Raw genomic sequence first — 16,358 nt, forward strand, 5'->3', positions numbered from 1 at the left:
ACCCCAGGCCCGGCGCGAAACAGTGCCCTGCACTCAGGGCTTGCGAGCGGACACGGGCGGCTCGGCCTCCGTGGCCTCGCGCAGCTTCATCAGACCGCGGGTCTCCACCTGACGGATGCGCTCGCGGGTGAGGTTCATGATCTCCCCCACCTCCTCCAGCGTGATGCCGCCCTTCTCCGCCACGTCCAGGGCGCAGGTGTGCTCCAGCTCGGTGATTTCCTTGTCCGGGAAGTTGAGCTTGATGGAGCCCGTCTCCGGGTTCACATCCAGGTACAGGTTGTGCTTGCAGGACACGAAGAGACACGGGCGCGGGCCGTTGATGCAGTCGGCGCGGGTGCGCGGCCGCTGCTCGTCCACGAGCTTGAGGGTCTCCGCCTCTTCGGGGTCCAGCTGACCGGCGAGCCTGCGCCGGCGCAGGTCGCGCGCCATCTCCTTGCGCGACATGGTCTTGGAGCGCCGGCGTTCCGCGGGCTGCTCCTCCTCATTCCCCCCCTCGCCCTCCTGCAGCTGCTTCACTTCCGACATGATTCCTCCAGATGCGTGGAGTCTATCCGGTTCAACAGGACCCTGGGGGGCATCCTATTGCGGCCGGAGCGTTTCGTCTTCGCGCGCCGTGACGGCGCTGCCCAACCGGGCGACATCCCGGACCAGATCCTGCGCCCGTTGCCTGAGCGTTGCCAACTGGGCTTCGAGTGACCTCCTGCGTTCTCCTCCCAGGGGCCGCCCTCCCAGCTCCTCCTGGAACCCGTCCAGCACCTCCGCCAGGTCCCTCTGGAGCTGGTCGATGTGGTTGCGGTGGAAGACAAAGGAGCGGCGGATGTCCTCCAGGGTGTGTCCTTCAGCCATCATCTTCTTGATGACATTGATGCGCCGGACCGCTTCCACCGGGTAGAGGCCCAGGCTGCCCTGGTGCTTGCCCTTGCGGCCCACGCGGCGGCTGCGCGGCAGGAGCCCCGCCTGGACGTACTTCCGGAACGTCGCCTCCGAGAGCCTCACGCCCCGGGGCCGGAAGATTTCCAGGATCGCGTTCGCGGGCAGTCCCCCCGCGTTTTCACGCTCGATGCGCTCGAGTTCCTCGGGCGCAAGCAGGTCCATCGATTCCATTGAATAGAGGCTACTGAATGGCTGCCATAGGTGCCAGATTCGCGCGTCATTCGTCAAGAACGACGAGCGGACGGACGTCACCCGTCCGACGTTCGGGTCGGCGGGTCAGCGGGCGGTGAAGGAAGAGGGACGGCGGAGGTTCAGCGGCCGCGAGGCGCGCGGAACTCCTGGGTCGCGGTGCCGTTGGAGGGCACGACGACGGTGAACGTCTTCGCGCCGGACGGGTGCTGGAAGGTCAGGGTGTAGGTCCCGGCCGGGACCTTGTAGGTCGCGCGGCCCTGCACGTCTCCGAGCCGCTTCGCGCCCAGGTAGACCGTGGCGTAGGGGTTGGCCTTCACCTGGAGCGAGCCCATGGCCTTCGCCGCTTCCGCGGGCGGAGGGACGGCGGTGTCGCCCGTGGGACTTGGGGCGGGCGCGGGCTGACCACCCGAAGGGGGCGTGGCCAGGGCGGCTTCCCTCCGCTGCCCGTCGAGCTCCGCGTCGATGGCCTCCCCGGCCGGCTCGCGCGCGGAGGGGGTCGCCTCCGGAGGAGCCGCGGGCTTCTCCGTCGTCGCGGCGGTGGGGGGCGTGACCGGCGCGGAGACCGCGGCCGACGGGGTGCTCCCCTGCCCCAGGGCTTCGGCTCCGGACGAGTACCGGGCCACGGCGAGGACGCTGGCGAGGCCCGCGAGGCCCAGCGCGGCGGCGCCGGTCCACAAGGCGCGCTTGCGGTTCGACGCCGCGGGGGGGCCGGGCTCGGTGGCGGAGACCGTCTCGATCTCCCGATCGTCGTCGTGCGCGCCGGCGGTGTCGTCACCGGAGGCCGCGCCGCTTCGCGCGGAGGTGTTGCCGCCAACCACGGCCCCGTTCACGGAGACGCCGCCGGACCTGCTCCGGGCCCCGGACTGACTCACGGAGGAGGCACCGCTGGACCTGGCCTGGAGCCCGGCGGCGCTGTCGTCCGCGCCCCCGGAGGGGTGGGCCTGACTGGAGGAGGACTCGCCGTCCTCGACGAGCGGCGCGCCCGTCCTCGCCCCTTCGCGCGACTCGGTGCGCCCGAGCGGTTCGCGCGCGCCCCGCTCCAGGGCTCGCACCGGCATCAGCGGCGTGGGCTGCGGGGGGCGGCCGTCCGCGGAGTCGCTGGCGCGCTCGTCGCGGGACAGAACCAGCGTCGTCCCGTGAAGGTCCTCATCCTGCGAGGCGCGCCCCTTCGCCCCCGAGGCATGCTCGCGCGACGGCATCACCGCCGTGGGCTCGCGGGGCGGTGGCTCGGAACCCGCTCCGGGCACCGGGAGCGCGCCATCCTCCAGGGCCGTGCGCTCCGCGAGCGCGGGCAACGCCTGCTGGCTGGCGGCCACCGGGAAGAGCCTGCGCACGAACGCGCCCACGTCCGTTTCGTCCACGGAGCGGGCGTGGTTGAGCACGCATTGAGCCAGCGCGCGCTCCAGCTCCCCGGCCGTCTGGAAGCGCTTCGACAGGTCGCGCTCCAGCGCGCGGCGGATGACCTCATCCAGGTCCGGCGGCACGTCCGGGTTGAGGCGCGCGGGCGGCACGATGGTGCTCTCCTGCACCGCGCGCAGGACGGCGATCTCCGAATCCCCCTGGAACAGCCGTCCGCCGGTGAGCAACTCCCACAGCACCACGCCCAGCGCGAACACGTCGGTCCGCACGTCCACGCTCTCGCCCCGGGCCTGCTCGGGGGACATGTACGCGAACTTGCCCTTGAGCACGCCGGGGTTGGTCAGCTTGTTGCCCGCCTTCGCGATGCCGAAGTCGGTGAGCTTCACCGCGCCGTCGTACGACACGAGCACGTTGTGGGGCGTGACGTCCCGGTGCACCAGGTTCAGCAGCTCGCCATTCACCCGCAGGCGGTGGGCGTAGTGCAGGCCGCGCGCGACCTCCGCGCCGATGTGCGCCACCAGCACGGGCGGCATCGGCGTCATCGACTCCCGGGCCCGCTTGCGCAGCTCCCACAACGAGCAGCCCCGCACGTACTCCATCGCCAGGTAGTAGGTGTCCTCGTGCTTGTCGAAGTCGAAGATCTGCACCACGTTGGCGTGGTTGAGCCGCGAGGCCAGCCGCGCCTCGGCGATGAACATCTGCACGAAGTCCGGGTCGCTCGCGAGGAACGCCCTCACGCGCTTGATGACGACTTCCTTCTCGAAGCCCTCGGGCCCGCGCGCGGTGCACAGGAAGATCTCCGCCATGCCCCCTTCGGCGAGCTTGCGGCGCACGAGGTACTTGCCGACGTGGGTTCCAGCCTCGAGCGTCACGGAAGGGTCCAAGGGGCCACGCCTACTCGAACTTGACCGTCACCACGTTGAGGTCGATGGGGCGCACCTCGATGCGGCGGCTGAGGGTGCGCTTCAGTTCGGGGTTGGTGAACTTGCAGTCATAGGTGCCGACGCGCAGCTCGACGGGCTGGAAGGGCGTCTCCCCCAGCTTGCGCCCGTTGCAGGTCACCTCCGCCCACGGCGTCACCACGAAGCTCACCGACGCGGCGCGCTCCGCCGCCCGGGGAGCCTCACGCACCTCCGCCGTTGGCACCACCGGGGTGGCCACGGCGCCCGGAGGCGCCTGGACGACCTGGGCGGGTGCCTCGGCGCGCGGCGCGGCCGGGGGCGGCTTCGTCTCCACCGGCGCGACTTCCGGTGCATGGGGGGCCGCCACGCCCGAGGGGCCACCCGCGGGCTCCGGCGCCGGTGCCGGCGGCTCCGTGGCGGGCCGTCCACCTGGTGCCGTGGGCACGAGCTTCAGCGGCCCCACGTCGAGCTGCCCGTTCGGCGGGATGACGATCTGCGTGCGCAGCTCGCGGTAGCCGTCCTTCACCAGCACGAGCCAGTACCGCCCGGGCTTCACCGTCGGGAGCGTCAACGGCGTGCGCTCCGGGAGCACGCGATCCTCGAACACCACGCGCGCGCCGCTGGGCTCGGATGCCACGCGCACGCCGCCCGCGCCCATCTCCAGGCTCCAGAGGAATCCGCCCACCGCGAGGAGCACGAACAGCGCCACTCCGGCCCAGATGAACCCGCGGCGCTTCGGCGGCGCCACGGCCGCATGTTCGGTGACAGTGCCGGTGCGGGCCGGTGGCGCCCAGGCGTTCGGATTGGACACGCGGGACACCGGGCGCGGCACGGTGGACGCGGTCATCTCCTCGACCGTCGGATGCGGCGCGGGCAGAGGGAGCCGGGAGTGACGGTGCTCTCCGGAGGCCGTCGCCGGGCCCACGCGGGAGCCGGGCACCTCCGAGCGCGGCACGGCGCGCATGTCCTGCGTGGGGCCTTCATCCACGTCCGCGTGGGAGACGGAGCGCATGTCCAGGGTCGCGTCGTCCTCATCCTCCGAGGCCTGTGCCGCGAGCAGGCGCTGATCCAGCGTGGGCCCGTCCTCCTCCACCTGGAAGCCACCGGACAGCTTGCCCAGCGGGTCCATCATCGCGAGCGTGGGCGCGTCCTCTTCCACCTGGAAGCCGCCGGTCAGCTTGCCCAGCGGATCCATCATCGCGAGCGTGGGGCCCTCTTCCGCCGTCACCGTCGGGATGGACGGCTCCTCCAGGCGCACGGGCCGGGTGCCCCGCGACGGCGGCGACTCCACGGCACGCCGAGCCCCCGTTGTCGCACGGGGCTCGGGGCGGCCGTCCACGTTGCGGATCTCGGAACGGGGCTCGGGGCGGCCGTCCACGTTGCGGATCTCGGAACGGGGCTCCGCGCGCCCCTCGGAGCGCGCCTCGGCGCGGAGATCGGCGGAGCGGCCTTCCATGCGCCCCTCCGCGTTGCGTCCCTCGGAGCGCGCATCGGCGTTCCGGCCGTCTCCGCGCGCATCCGCGTTGCGGCTTTCGGCACGGCCCTCCGCGTTGCGCCCCTCCGAGCGCCCTTCCGCGTTGCGGCTTTCCGCACGGGCCTCCGCGTTGCGGCTGTCCGCGCGGGCCTCCGCGTTGCGCCCCTCCGAGCGCCCTTCCGCGTTGCGGCTTTCGGCGCGGGCCTCCGCGTTGCGGCTTTCGGCGCGGGCCTCCGCGCTCCGACCTTCCGAGTTGCGGCTTTCCGCGCGGGCCTCCGCGCTGCGCCCCTCCGAGCGCGGATCGGCGTTCCGGCCCTCGGAACGCGGATCGGCGCTGCGGCCCTCCGAGCGCGCATCCCCACGCGGATCGGCACCACGGCTCTCGGACCGCGCTTCCGCACGGGCATCCCCACGCGGATCGGCGCCGCGGCCCTCCGAACGGGGTTCGGCGTGGCGGCCCTCCGCGTTGCGCCCCTCCGGACGCGTCTCTGCCGCCCGGACCTCCGAGCGCGGCTCCGCATCCAGCTCCTCGCGGCGCGACTCCACCTTCCCACTCGGCCGGTTCGCCCGGTTCGGGCGCAGCGTCGTGGTGGGCTCGTGCTCCGTGCGCCCCACCATCCCCGCGGGACGCATGACGGACCGGCGCGGCGCGGGCGGCGGCTCCGAGCGCGGAGACACGCCGGCCTCCTCGTCCGACACCTGCACCTCGCCCGACCGCGCCTCCTCCGACAGGCGGTCCGCGAACAGCTCCTTCATGAAGCCGGCCAGGTCCGCCGTCGTCCCGCACGGCTGCGGCTGCGAGGCCAGCCACCCTTCCAAGGCCAGCTGCAGGTCCTGCGCGTGCTGGTAGCGCGCGTCCGGCTCCTTCGCGAGCGCCTTGAGCACGATGGTATCCAGCTCCACCGGGACCCGGGGCGCCACCTGCGACGGCACCGGCACATGGCACTCCGCCACCGCCGACAACGTCAGCATGTCGCTGGGGCGCTTGAACAGGCGCCCCCCCGTCAGCAGCTCATGCAGCACCACGCCCAGCGCGAACACGTCCGAGCGCCGGTCCACGCGCTGCCCGGCGGCCTGCTCCGGCGACATGTACGAATACTTGCCCTTGAGCACCCCGGAGCGCGTCACGGTGGCCTGGTCCGCCGCCTTCGCGATGCCGAAGTCCACCACCTTCACGCCACCGTCGAACGTCACCAGGATGTTCTGCGGCGACACGTCCCGGTGCACGATGTCCAGCGGGCGCCCCGTCGCGTCCGGCTTCTTGTGCGCGTAGTCCAGCCCCGCGCATGCCTCCAACAGGATGCGGCACACCAACGGCACCGGCAGCGGACGGCCCGCCGTCTCCGAGCGCTTCCAGAGCCGGCGCGCGTCCACGCCATGGATGTACTCCATGGCGATGAAGAACGTGTCCCCCTCCGCCCCCAGGTCGTAGATCTGCACCACGTTGGGGTGCGCGAGCCGGGCCGCGATCCGCGCCTCGTCCAGGAACATCCGGACGAACTCGTCGTTCTCCGACAGGTGCGGGAGGATGCGCTTGAGCACCAGCAGCTTGTCCGGAGCATCCGAACCCGGCCGGCGCGCGAGGTAGATCTGCGCCATGCCGCCCGTGGCGAGGCGCTTCAGGAGCTGGTAGCTGCCGTAGGTTTCGATGGACACGGCCGGGACGCGTGGAGGCGAACCCCAAGCGTAAGCCCGCCGGCCAGGGGAATCAAACATCGAATCCCCCTGGGTTTTTTCCTGCTCCCCCCGGACCTGCGCCCTAGCGCCGGACCGCCCGGACCTCGCGGGTCTCCCGCATCAGGGCTTCCAGTTCGTCCAGGTGCCGCTTGAGCACCGGCATCAGCACCGGCGCCGTGTCCACCCGGTCGAACAGGTCCAGCACCCGGTCCACCTTGCGCTCGATTTCCTGGGCTCTCAGCGGGCTGATGCGGCGGAGCAGCAGGTCCGCCCCGGCCTCCATCAGCACCCGCGCCACCGCGTCGCGGGACGCCAGCGGCTCCTGCTGCCGGCGCTGCCCCTCCCCACGGATGACCCGCAGCCCCGGCGCACCGGCGCGCGGAGAGGACTTCATGGGCTCGTCGGGGATCCAGGTGCTCACAGCGCGCCTCCCAAGGCAACAGCGTGCAGACGCTCCGCAGGGTACACACCGAGGGAGCGCCTCCAATTTTCTGGTCATCCGCACAGGCAGATGCAGCGCTGTAGCACCGGGGTCTGACACCCCCGTTCGAGGCCGGATGCCCGGCCCGTCACGGGGTCCACACCGCTCCGGGTTCCACCGTTCAGTGGTTGGCGCAGGCGCGGCGGTAGGTGATGGCCACCTTCGCGCCCGGCGGCGGCACCGTGGTGAACACCACGCTGTTGGAGGCCGCGTCATAGGTCCACCCGTTCGTCACCGGGGTGCCGTTGACTGCCACCACCAGCGTGCCCACGTCCGGCGCCTCGCTCAGCGGGAAGCGGTCCTGCGCGCTGAACGCCTTGTTGGCCACCTGCCGCAGGAGCGGCGAGTAGTCCCCCGCGCACACGTTCAACACCGCGCCGCCGGTCTGGAGGGCCGCGTCCGCGTAGCGGGTGCCCGTGCCGCCCGCTGTGGGGCAGGTCGTCGTCGTGGGCGCGATGGCGAAGAACGTGGCCCGCTGCGGCTGGTTCTCCCCCTTGCGCTGCTGCGCCCACTGCACGTACGTGGCCACCGCGTCCGGCGAGTGGTCGTCCTCGTCGCCCACGAACACCACCACCAGCGCCGCGGAGTCTCGCAGGAAGCCCAGGTTGCCGTCGTTGGGCAGCGGCGTGCGCGGATCATCCGCGTTGTTCACCAGCGGCGCGGTGAGCGCGCGGCGCATCGCCTCCAAGCCCTGCTCCACCTGGGCGCACTGGCCCACCTGCACGTTCTGCTGCAGCAGCTTCGTCACGTTGGGCGTCGCCAGCGTGAGGATGCGCGGGCGGCTGTTGTCCGCCGGGAAGAAGCGCCCGGCCTCCCCGCCCAGCGCGCCGCCCGGGCACGCGCCGGACACCGCGGTGATGCCCGTCGTCGTCACCGCGATGTTCACGTCCACCGCCTTGCTGCGCGCGGTGTCCACGAAGGCCGGGATGGCGGACACGAGCCTCGGGTGCTCCTCCACCATGGACGCCGTGTTGTCCACGACGAACAGCACGTCCACCTTGCTCACGTCCTGCTGCACGAAGCTGTCCGTCTTGTCCGTCTTCTTCGAGGACTCGCCGATGAGCGGCACCATCAGCGGGATGGGCAGGTCGCTGGAGTCCACGAACAGGGGCGACAGGTTCATCCCCGTCACCTGCGCCAGGTAGTCCACGCCCACGGTGAAGGACTCGCCCGGCTGGAGCTCGAACGCGGGCGGCGCCGGGTGATACAACAGCTCGAACTCCGAGTCCGTGGTGCCCGGCCCGATGAAGACGTTGGACACCGTGACGGGCGTGGTGCACGCGTTGAGGTAGTTCACCTCGCGCGGCTTCGGCCGGCAGTCCTTGCGGCCCACCCCGAAGTCCACGAACCAGGGGGACGCCACCAGGCACGCCTGCTGCGAGTTCGCCAGCAGCGGCACCCGCAAGACCGGCACCGTCGGGTTGTGCTGCTCCACCTGCACCTCCCCCGCGAAGCTGCCGCCGGTGAAGGGCGCCGTGAAGGACACCTGGAAGCTGAACCAGTCGCCCGGGTAGATGATGCCGCCGAACAGCTCCCCGCCCGGCATGCGGAACACGCCGCCGCCGTCGTTGGCCACGCGGATGTTCTTCACCGGGCACAGGTCCGTGCCCTTGTTCTCCACCTTCACGCCCAGCACCGCGCCGCGTCCGGGCGGGATGGTGCCGAAGTCCACCGCCTGCGGCGTCACCGCCAGGTCGCACGGCGCATGCGCCGTCGCGCTGCCGAAGAAGTCCAGCTGCACGGTGGCCGCGGAGAACGCGCTGGTCGCCATCACCAGCGCGCCGGAGGAGGAGCCTTCACGCGAGGGCTCGAAGAAGATCTCCAGGTTCACTTCGCCGTTGGCCGGCAGCGTGACCGGCAGGGCCAGCGGCTTGTGGTTGAACTGGAGGGCGCCCGCCGGGTCCGGCGTCCAGTCCAGCGAGTTGATGGTGAGCGGCCCCGCGTTGTCCGTGCCGCAGTTCTTCACGTTCACGACGACGCGCGACTTGGAGCCCAGCGGCTGGTCGCCAAAGTCATACATCAGGGGTGAGACGCACAGCTCCGACGCGCCGCCGAAGCCGCGCAGGAGCACGGGCACCGTGGGATGGCGCCGGCTCACCACGGAGTAGACGGCGCGGTCCATCGCCGGGCCCATGTGGCCGGGGCTGTAGTGGATCTCGAAGGCGCGCACCTCCCCGGGCTGGAGCACCAGCGGCAGGCTGGTGTTGGCCTGGCTGAAGGACGCGTCCGTGCCGTCCAGGATGAGCGACGTCACCGACACCGGCTCCGTGCTCACGTTGCGCAGGCTGGACGCCTTGATGACGTCGCGGTCCATCGGCACCGCGCCGAAGTCCACCACCGCCGGCTCCGCCACCACCGCGCGCTCCAGCGCCTCCGCGGTCACCTGCACCGTCACGTCCGCGCACCAGTGACAGGGGGTGATGGCCAGCGCGATCTGCTTGCGGCCCACGCGCACCGGGTTGAACGTGATGGGCAGCTCCGCGCGCTCGCCCGGGTTGAGCGTCACGACCGGCGCGACGAATTCGTCCTTGTCCGCGCCCACCAACCGGGGCGTCACCGTCACGGGCAGCTCCGACGGGTTGTCCAGCGTCACCCCCAGCGTCTTGGTGGAGTCCGCCTCGATGCGCCCGAAGTCCAGCGCGCGCGGCGTCAGCCGCGCCCACGCGTCCACGCCGGCGCCGTTCAGCGGAATGCGCATCAGGGGTTCGCTGCGCGTGTCCGTGCGCACCACCAGCACCGCGGGCAGGCCGCCCCGCACCTGCGGCTCGAAGCGCACCTTCAGCGTGCACTCACCGCCGGGCGCCAGGGTGTGCGGCCCTTCGTCGGTGAACTCCGCCTGGTAGGCGCCCTGCGGCCCCTCCACCCAGGCCTCGCCCACCGTGATGCGCGCGCGGCCCACGTTGCGCAGCGTCACCGTGGATTCCCGCGCGTCGAAGATGGCGACCTGAGAGAAGTCCACCCCGCCCGGCGTGGCCGTCAGCCGTCCGTCCGCGAGCGACGAGCGCTCCCGGTCCGCGCAGCCTGACAACAACCCCACCACCACCAACCCCAGCAGGCCCCAGCGCGCAGTCATCGCACCCACCCCTTCCCTCCCGCCTCACCCAGAAGCTCGATACCGCAACGAGTTCCACACGAAGGTGGCTCCCGCGGATCAGGGGGCGAAACTAGGCACCCACCCCGGGACTGCCAACCGCCCCACCCTGGGAAAAACAGGGGAACTGTCCTCCAGGACGTCCACTGGAAGGCACCTCCTCGTTCAGGGCGGCCGAAGCCTTCAGAATTTCGGGATGCGCAACGTCTTGCTGATCATCGCGCTGCCGCTGGCGACGTAGAGCAGGGCCAGCGGATGGAGCTGGAGCGGGCCCAGGTTCCAGACCCCTCCCCAGAGCGCGTCGCCCATCCGTCCCTGCCAGGTGGCCACCGCCAACACCATCACCAGCAGGAGGCTGGTCGGGATGGGCGTGCCCTCGAAGTACTTCACCTTGCCGGTGCCGTCGGACAGCTCCGCGGAGGTGACGTTGAAGCGCGCCAGCCGGCTGATGCCACACGCGACGAAGTAGAGCAGCGCCGCCACGTCCAGCGAGCCGCGCAGGCCCACCGCGAACGCCAGCGCCGCGGGCGCCATCCCAAAGGAGATGACGTCCGCCAGCGAGTCCAGGTCCGCGCCCAGCGGCGACTTGCGGAAGCGCCACCGCGCGATGCGCCCGTCCGCCACGTCCATCACCAGCGCCACCGGCATCAGGAAGAACGCCACCCACAACCAGCGCGGATTGCCCGTCGCCAGCGACTGCATGGCCGCCAGGATGGCGCCCGCGCCAGCGAAGCCGTTGCCGAGCGTGACGAAGTCCGCCAGCACGAAGGTGCGAATCATCGAGAAGTGGCGGCGCGGGCGACGGGCCGCGGGCCGCGAGGGCTCGTGCGTCATGCCCCCCGTGTAACACACACCGACTTCCGGGCTTTCCCAAACCCACGACGCGATGCATCGAGCACGTTCACCCCGGAGCGAAAGTCAAATCCCAGAAACATTGACCGGCGAATCGCCACCTTCCTAGTCTCCGGCCCGCCATGCACGAGCACACCCCCGATACGTCTCCTTCTCGCGGCGGGTCCCGGTCTCTCCGGGCCCGCCGTTGGTCTTTCTCCCTGTTCGCGTCGCTGGCGCTGCTGGCCACCGCCGGCTGTGACGACGACGAAACGGAAACCCCGCCGCCGCCGCCGGCCGCCCCGAAGTACACGGCGAACATCAAGCGCACCTCGTACGGCATCCCGCACATCACCGCGAACGACTACGGCAGCCTGGGCTTCGGCCAGGGCTATGCCTTCGCGCAGGACCACGTCTGTACGCTGGCGGACCAGATCCTCAAGGTGCGCAGCGAGCGCGCGCGCTTCCTGGGCCAGGGGCCGGGCAACACCTACGTGGCGTCGGACCTGGCGTACCTGTCCATGGGCCTGCTGGACCGCGCCGCGGCCGCCTTCCCCACGGTGTCGGAGGAGATGCAGGCGATGCTCACCGGCTACGCGGCCGGCTACAACAAGTACCTGGCGGACACGGCCCCGGCGGCCCGTCCCGCCGAGTGCGCCAACGCGCCCTGGGTGCGGCCCATCACCCCGGTGGAGCTGCTGGCGTACAACACGGACCTGACGCTCATCGCCGGCGTCAACGCGCTGGCGCTCACCATCGCCGCGGCGATGCCCCCCACCGTGGGCGCGCAGTCCTTTGATGCGAAGCAGGCCGCGCTGCGTCCCCAGATGCCCACCCTGGAAGACCTCCAGCGGCTGCGCCGGGCGGACTTCGGCAGCAACGGCTGGGCCATTGGCGCCGAGCGCACCGACAACGGCAAGGGCATGGTGATGGCCAACCCGCACTTCCCCTGGGAAGGCGAGCTGCGCCTGTGGGAGAGCCAGCTGACCGTGCCCGGCCAGCTGAACGTCTACGGCGTGGGCCTGATGGGCGTGCCGGCGGTGCTCATCGGCTTCAATGAGAACGTCGCGTGGACGCACACGTTCTCCTCCGGTCAGCGCATGACCATGTACCAGCTGCAGCTCGTGCCCGGAAAGCCGACCGTCTACAAGTACGGCAACGAAGAGCGCGCCATGACCTCCAAGACCTTCACCATCCTGGTGAAGCTGGCGGAGGGCTCGGTCACCAACTACACGCAGACGATGTACTTCAGCCACTACGGCCCCATCATCGCCATCCCGGACTCGGCGGCGCCGGGCTTCCCCGCGGGCACGCTGGGCTGGAACACGCAGACGGTGCTCACCCTGCGCGATGGCAACATCGACAACACCAAGTTCCTGGACCAGTTCCACGGCATGAACAAGGCCAAGAACCTGGCGGAGTTCAAGGACGTCTACGCCACCCAGCAGGGCCTGCCCTGGGTGAACACCATGTACGCCGACAAGGAGGGCAAGGCCTGGTACACGGACGCCACGCCCACGCCCAACCTCACCAAGGACGCGTACACGAAGTGGCTCACCGAGGCGACCACGGGCACCAACCCCATCGCCTACGGCATCTACTCCGCGCTGGGCTTCGTGCTGCTCAACGGCAGCGACCCGGCCAACGAGTGGCAGGTGGAGCCGGGCTCGCGCAGCCCCGGCCTCGTGCCCTTCGCCAAGGTGCCGAAGCTGGACCGCAATGACTTCGTCTTCAACGCGAACGACAGCTACTGGCTGTCCAACCCGGAGGCCCCGCTGACGGGCTTCTCCCCGCTGCACGGCCTGGAGAAGGTGCCCCAGTCGCCGCGCACGCGCATGAACGTCATCACCCTCACCGAGTCCGGCCCCAACGCCGCCTCCGGCCCCGACCACAAGTTCAGCCTGGACGAGCTGAAGACGGCCGTGTTCAGCAACCGCAGCAGCATGGAGGAGCTCGTGCGCGCGAGCGTCGTCGAGCGCTGCGCCGGCAAGACGACGATCACCTACCAGAACACCGCGGTGGACATCAGCCAGGCCTGCACGCTGCTCAAGGACTGGAACGGCCGCTACGACACCGGCGCCAAGGGCGCCTTCGTGTTCCGTGAGTTCCTGGGCGCCTACTCCGGCCCCAACCTGCTCAACGCGGGCCAGCTGTTCGCCACCCCGTTCGACCCGGCCAACCCCATCACCACGCCCAACACCCTGGTGCCCGCCCCCGCGCAGGGCGACGACCCGGTGCTCGTGAAGCTGGCGCAGGCCGTGTACACCATCAACCGCTCCGGCGTCGCGCTGGACAAGACGCTGGGCGAGGTGCAGTTCACCGCCCGCGCCGGCGCCAACATCCCGCTCCAGGGCGGCATGGGCCGCGAGGGCATCACCAACGTCGTCTCCTACGGCGTCGCCCGCACGACCCTGTTCGACTACGCCGAGCCGCACCTGCCGACCTACAACGCCACCACCCTGCTCAGCCGCACGGGCTACCCCATCAACAACGGCAGCAGCTTCGTCATGGCCATGCAGTTCACCGACGCGGGCCCCACCGGCAACGCCGTGCTGACCTACGGCCAGTCCGGCGACCCGACCTCCGCTCACTACGCGGACCAGACGCGGCTGTTCTCCCAGAAGCAGTGGCGCCCCATCCTCTTCACCGCCGCGCAGATCTCCGGCGACGCCAACCTCGTGGAGACCAACGTCTCCGGCGGGTAGCGCTCACCGCCTGACGGGCTGAAGCCTCACCGAAGGCCCCGGGAGCCACCGTGCTCCCGGGGCCTTCTTGTTTTCAGGGGGAGTCGTCATTGAAAGATGTCACAGCCAGCGGAATGCCCAGACATGAGGGGTTGCCCCGACGTCTGGGTTTAGAATCCGCCAGCGAACATCCACAAAGACCGCGAGGCGAGAACACAGTCCGTGGCGCTGTCAGTGATGAGGGGATGTGTCGTCTCAGCAATGTCAGCCTTCGGGGCTAGTTTCTTGACCGCGGCTGAAGAGCAGGATGACCCCCAAGCACGAGGAAGAAAGCCCGGTCGGGGTGGACCGGGACGGTCCCTGGGCCCCCGTCACGAAGGAGTCGCGAACGCCATGGCACTTCCGGTCTACAAGACAGACGTCATTGACAAAGTGTTCTTCCTGCGTTGGGACGCGCCACCGACGCCGGATGAGATTCAAGCGGTGTACCTGAAGATGCAGACCGCCTATCAACAACACCAGCAGCCCATGGTGCTGGTGACCATCGCGGGGGCGAAGTCGGCGGTGCCCAACAGCGAGCAGCGCCGGCACCTGTCCAACATGCTGTCGGACGCGCGGGCGCTGTTCTCGGAGATCCACGTCATCATCGAGGGCAACGAGCTGCAGCACAACCTCCAGCGCGTCATCGTGTCGGGGATGCTCATCGTCACGCGGACGTATGACGACCAGTTCATCCGGGTGCACAAGAGCGCGGACGGCGCCGCGGGCTTCATCGCGCGACGGCTGGGCGTGGACGGCACCCAGGTGGTCAATGAAGCGCGGTCGCGAGGCGTGGTGATGTAACAACCGGGGGGATTCGGGGGCCCGGAAGGGGGCCCCCGGCCCCTGGAGGCCCGGCGGTCAGCCCCGGGCGTCCTGGCTCAGCGACCGGACAGGACGCGGGGCGGGACGGGCGGCGCCGACGGAGCCCCGCACGTAGCGGTGGTCGAAGAGGTCCACGTAGAGGTACTCGGGCCAGGACACCATCGCGCGAGGCCCCAGCATCACGCCGCGCATGATTTCACTCACCATCAGGCCGGCGGCGGTGGTGGCGCCAATCACGCACGTGGGGGCGTGGCCCCGCCCCTGGTAGCAGGCGTCCATGTACTCCTGGAGCATGTAGCTGCCCAGGTGGGGGATGATCTTCGGCAGGTCGATGCGGCCGTCCTGCAGGATGAAGAGCTCTTCGTAGAGCGGCGCGTCTGGCTGGAAGACATGGAGCGCGGCGCCAAAGCCCAGCATCAGCCCGGTCATGATGGGGATGCCCTGCTCGCGGCACGTCTGGTGGAGCGACTCCTTGGCCCTCGCCCCCGCGATGTCGATGACCTCCACCACGTAGTCCACCGGCGGCAGGCCGCCCTGCCCCTGGAGCACGTGCGCCACGTTGGTGTCGGTGATGCCCTCGTGCACCTTGTGCACGCGCAGGTCCGGGTGGATGTCGCGACACATCCCCTCCACCACGTCCACCTTGCGCTGGCCCAGGGTGCTTTCGAAGCAGCCGATCTGCCGGTTGATGTTGTGGCGTTCGTAGACGTCGAAGTCCGCGAGCGTCAGGCAGCCAAAGCCCAGCCGCGCCAGGTCCACCGCGCACTGGCCGCCGGCGCCTCCCACGCCGGCCACGAGCACGTGGGTGCCGGCGAGCTTGTCCATGGTCTGGGGGTGGAGGACGCCCAGGTTGCGTTGGAAACGGGGGTTCACGTTCGTCATGGAAGGGGCTCCCTACTTGCGCATGCAGACGTAGAAGTTCTCGCCGTAGTAGTCGTCACCGTCGGCCACCAGCGCCTCGGTGAAGCCCACCTTCTCCAGCAGGCGCACCGCCTGGTCCGTGTCCAGGAAGGTGACCATCTCGTTCGGGTCGGTGGTGAGCCGCTGGGCGCAGGTGCGGTGGTGGTTCACCGCGCGCTGGAGGGCTTCGGTCCAACGCCCCTGGGACTCCCATTCCTGGATGGAGTTCGTCAGCACCTTCTCCAGGTTCGGCCGGGGGCGCTTGTTGCTCGTCATGCACAGCACGCCGCCGGGCTTCAGGTGCGTCCACGCCTCGCGCAGCACGGCCTCCGGGTCGCGCACGTAGAAGAGGACGTTGTTCATCACCACCGCGTCCGCGCCGCCCTCCACCTCCAGGGGGAAGGTCGTCACGTCACCGGGCAGGATCGTCCAGCGCGTGCGCACCGCCTCCGGCTCGCGGTCGCGGCGGCGCACCGCCAGGGCCAGCATGGCCTGGTTGTTGTCAAAGCCGATGACGCGCTGACCCCGGCGCACCAGCGGTTCGCTCACGAGCCCCGTGCCACACCCCGCGTCGATGACATAGGCGCGATCCCGGGTGTCGCGGAGGAGCTTCTCCCGCTGCCGCTGGTAGCACGGCAGTTCGGGGATCATCTGATCATAGCTGTGCGCGAAGTCGTTCCAGATGTTGTCGACGAAGACGGTCTCGGGCATGGGTCCTCCCCCTCGCGGGGAGTCAGGGTGAGACCCGCTGTTGTCGCCCGTCCCCCTCCCCCGCGCGATCACCCCGCCGTCTTCCCCTTTCATCCAGGACTTGCCTGTTTCATATGTATGTGTTGGATTGAATGAACATCCACACCCTGGTGGGCAGGACGGGGGCGCTCCAGGTCCGGAGAGGTCCGCGCCATCCATGGTCCGCATGTCTCAGCGCTGAAGCACCGCGGCTGGCGGCGTTTTTCACTCTGAGCGCGGC

11 protein-coding genes are annotated in these 16,358 nt (G+C 70.3%); 2 read left to right on the top strand and 9 right to left on the bottom strand.

Features of this window, described 5'->3' with window-relative positions:
• Positions 1–33: 33 nt before the first annotated feature.
• The 7 genes from FOF48_RS13645 to FOF48_RS13675 all read right to left on the bottom strand — a co-directional run bounded on the left by FOF48_RS13645 (position 34) and on the right by FOF48_RS13675 (position 10,943).
• A complete protein-coding gene (locus tag FOF48_RS13645) occupies positions 34–525 on the bottom strand; it encodes a sigma factor-like helix-turn-helix DNA-binding protein (protein ID WP_014397952.1) in 492 nt (163 codons plus the stop codon).
• 54 nt (positions 526–579) lie between these two features.
• Positions 580–1,104: a MerR family transcriptional regulator gene (locus tag FOF48_RS13650; protein ID WP_143902167.1), complete on the bottom strand. Its 525-nt coding sequence runs from the start codon at positions 1,102–1,104 to the stop codon at positions 580–582.
• A gap of 140 nt (positions 1,105–1,244) precedes the next feature.
• Positions 1,245–3,368: a serine/threonine-protein kinase gene (locus FOF48_RS13655; RefSeq protein WP_255442136.1), complete on the bottom strand. Its 2,124-nt coding sequence runs from the start codon at positions 3,366–3,368 to the stop codon at positions 1,245–1,247.
• Between the two features lie 10 nt (positions 3,369–3,378).
• Positions 3,379–6,516 carry a protein kinase gene (locus FOF48_RS13660; protein WP_255442137.1) on the bottom strand — a complete coding sequence of 1,046 codons (3,138 nt, stop codon included), beginning with the start codon at positions 6,514–6,516 and terminating at the stop codon, positions 3,379–3,381.
• A gap of 103 nt (positions 6,517–6,619) precedes the next feature.
• Positions 6,620–6,931 (bottom strand): hypothetical protein, encoded by a 312-nt coding sequence (locus FOF48_RS13665; protein WP_143902171.1) that lies wholly within the window; start codon positions 6,929–6,931, stop codon positions 6,620–6,622.
• Between the two features lie 208 nt (positions 6,932–7,139).
• Positions 7,140–10,091, bottom strand: coding sequence for a choice-of-anchor D domain-containing protein (locus FOF48_RS13670; RefSeq protein WP_143901608.1), 2,952 nt, complete (start codon positions 10,089–10,091; stop codon positions 7,140–7,142).
• Positions 10,092–10,292: 201 nt separating this feature from the next.
• Positions 10,293–10,943 carry a phosphatidylcholine/phosphatidylserine synthase gene (locus tag FOF48_RS13675; RefSeq protein ID WP_143901610.1) on the bottom strand — a complete coding sequence of 217 codons (651 nt, stop codon included), beginning with the start codon at positions 10,941–10,943 and terminating at the stop codon, positions 10,293–10,295.
• Positions 10,944–11,083: 140 nt separating this feature from the next.
• Between FOF48_RS13675 and FOF48_RS13680 the strand changes: the two genes are divergently transcribed.
• Positions 11,084–13,645 carry a penicillin acylase family protein gene (locus FOF48_RS13680; protein ID WP_143901612.1) on the top strand — a complete coding sequence of 854 codons (2,562 nt, stop codon included), beginning with the start codon at positions 11,084–11,086 and terminating at the stop codon, positions 13,643–13,645.
• Between the two features lie 372 nt (positions 13,646–14,017).
• Entirely contained in the window at positions 14,018–14,467 is a 450-nt protein-coding gene (locus FOF48_RS13685; RefSeq protein WP_143901614.1) for a DofA protein, read from the top strand.
• Positions 14,468–14,524: 57 nt separating this feature from the next.
• Here FOF48_RS13685 and FOF48_RS13690 read toward each other — a convergent pair whose 3' ends face one another.
• Both FOF48_RS13690 and FOF48_RS13695 read right to left on the bottom strand, forming a co-directional pair.
• On the bottom strand, positions 14,525–15,370 hold the full coding sequence (locus tag FOF48_RS13690) for a ThiF family adenylyltransferase (RefSeq protein WP_143901616.1): 846 nt from the start codon (positions 15,368–15,370) through the stop codon (positions 14,525–14,527).
• Positions 15,371–15,382: 12 nt separating this feature from the next.
• Positions 15,383–16,099: a class I SAM-dependent methyltransferase gene (locus FOF48_RS13695; protein WP_143901618.1), complete on the bottom strand. Its 717-nt coding sequence runs from the start codon at positions 16,097–16,099 to the stop codon at positions 15,383–15,385.
• Between the last annotated feature and the right edge of the window lie 259 nt (positions 16,100–16,358).

The organism is Corallococcus sp. Z5C101001 (genome assembly GCF_007352635.1).
Lineage (GTDB): Bacteria > Myxococcota > Myxococcia > Myxococcales > Myxococcaceae > Corallococcus > Corallococcus silvisoli.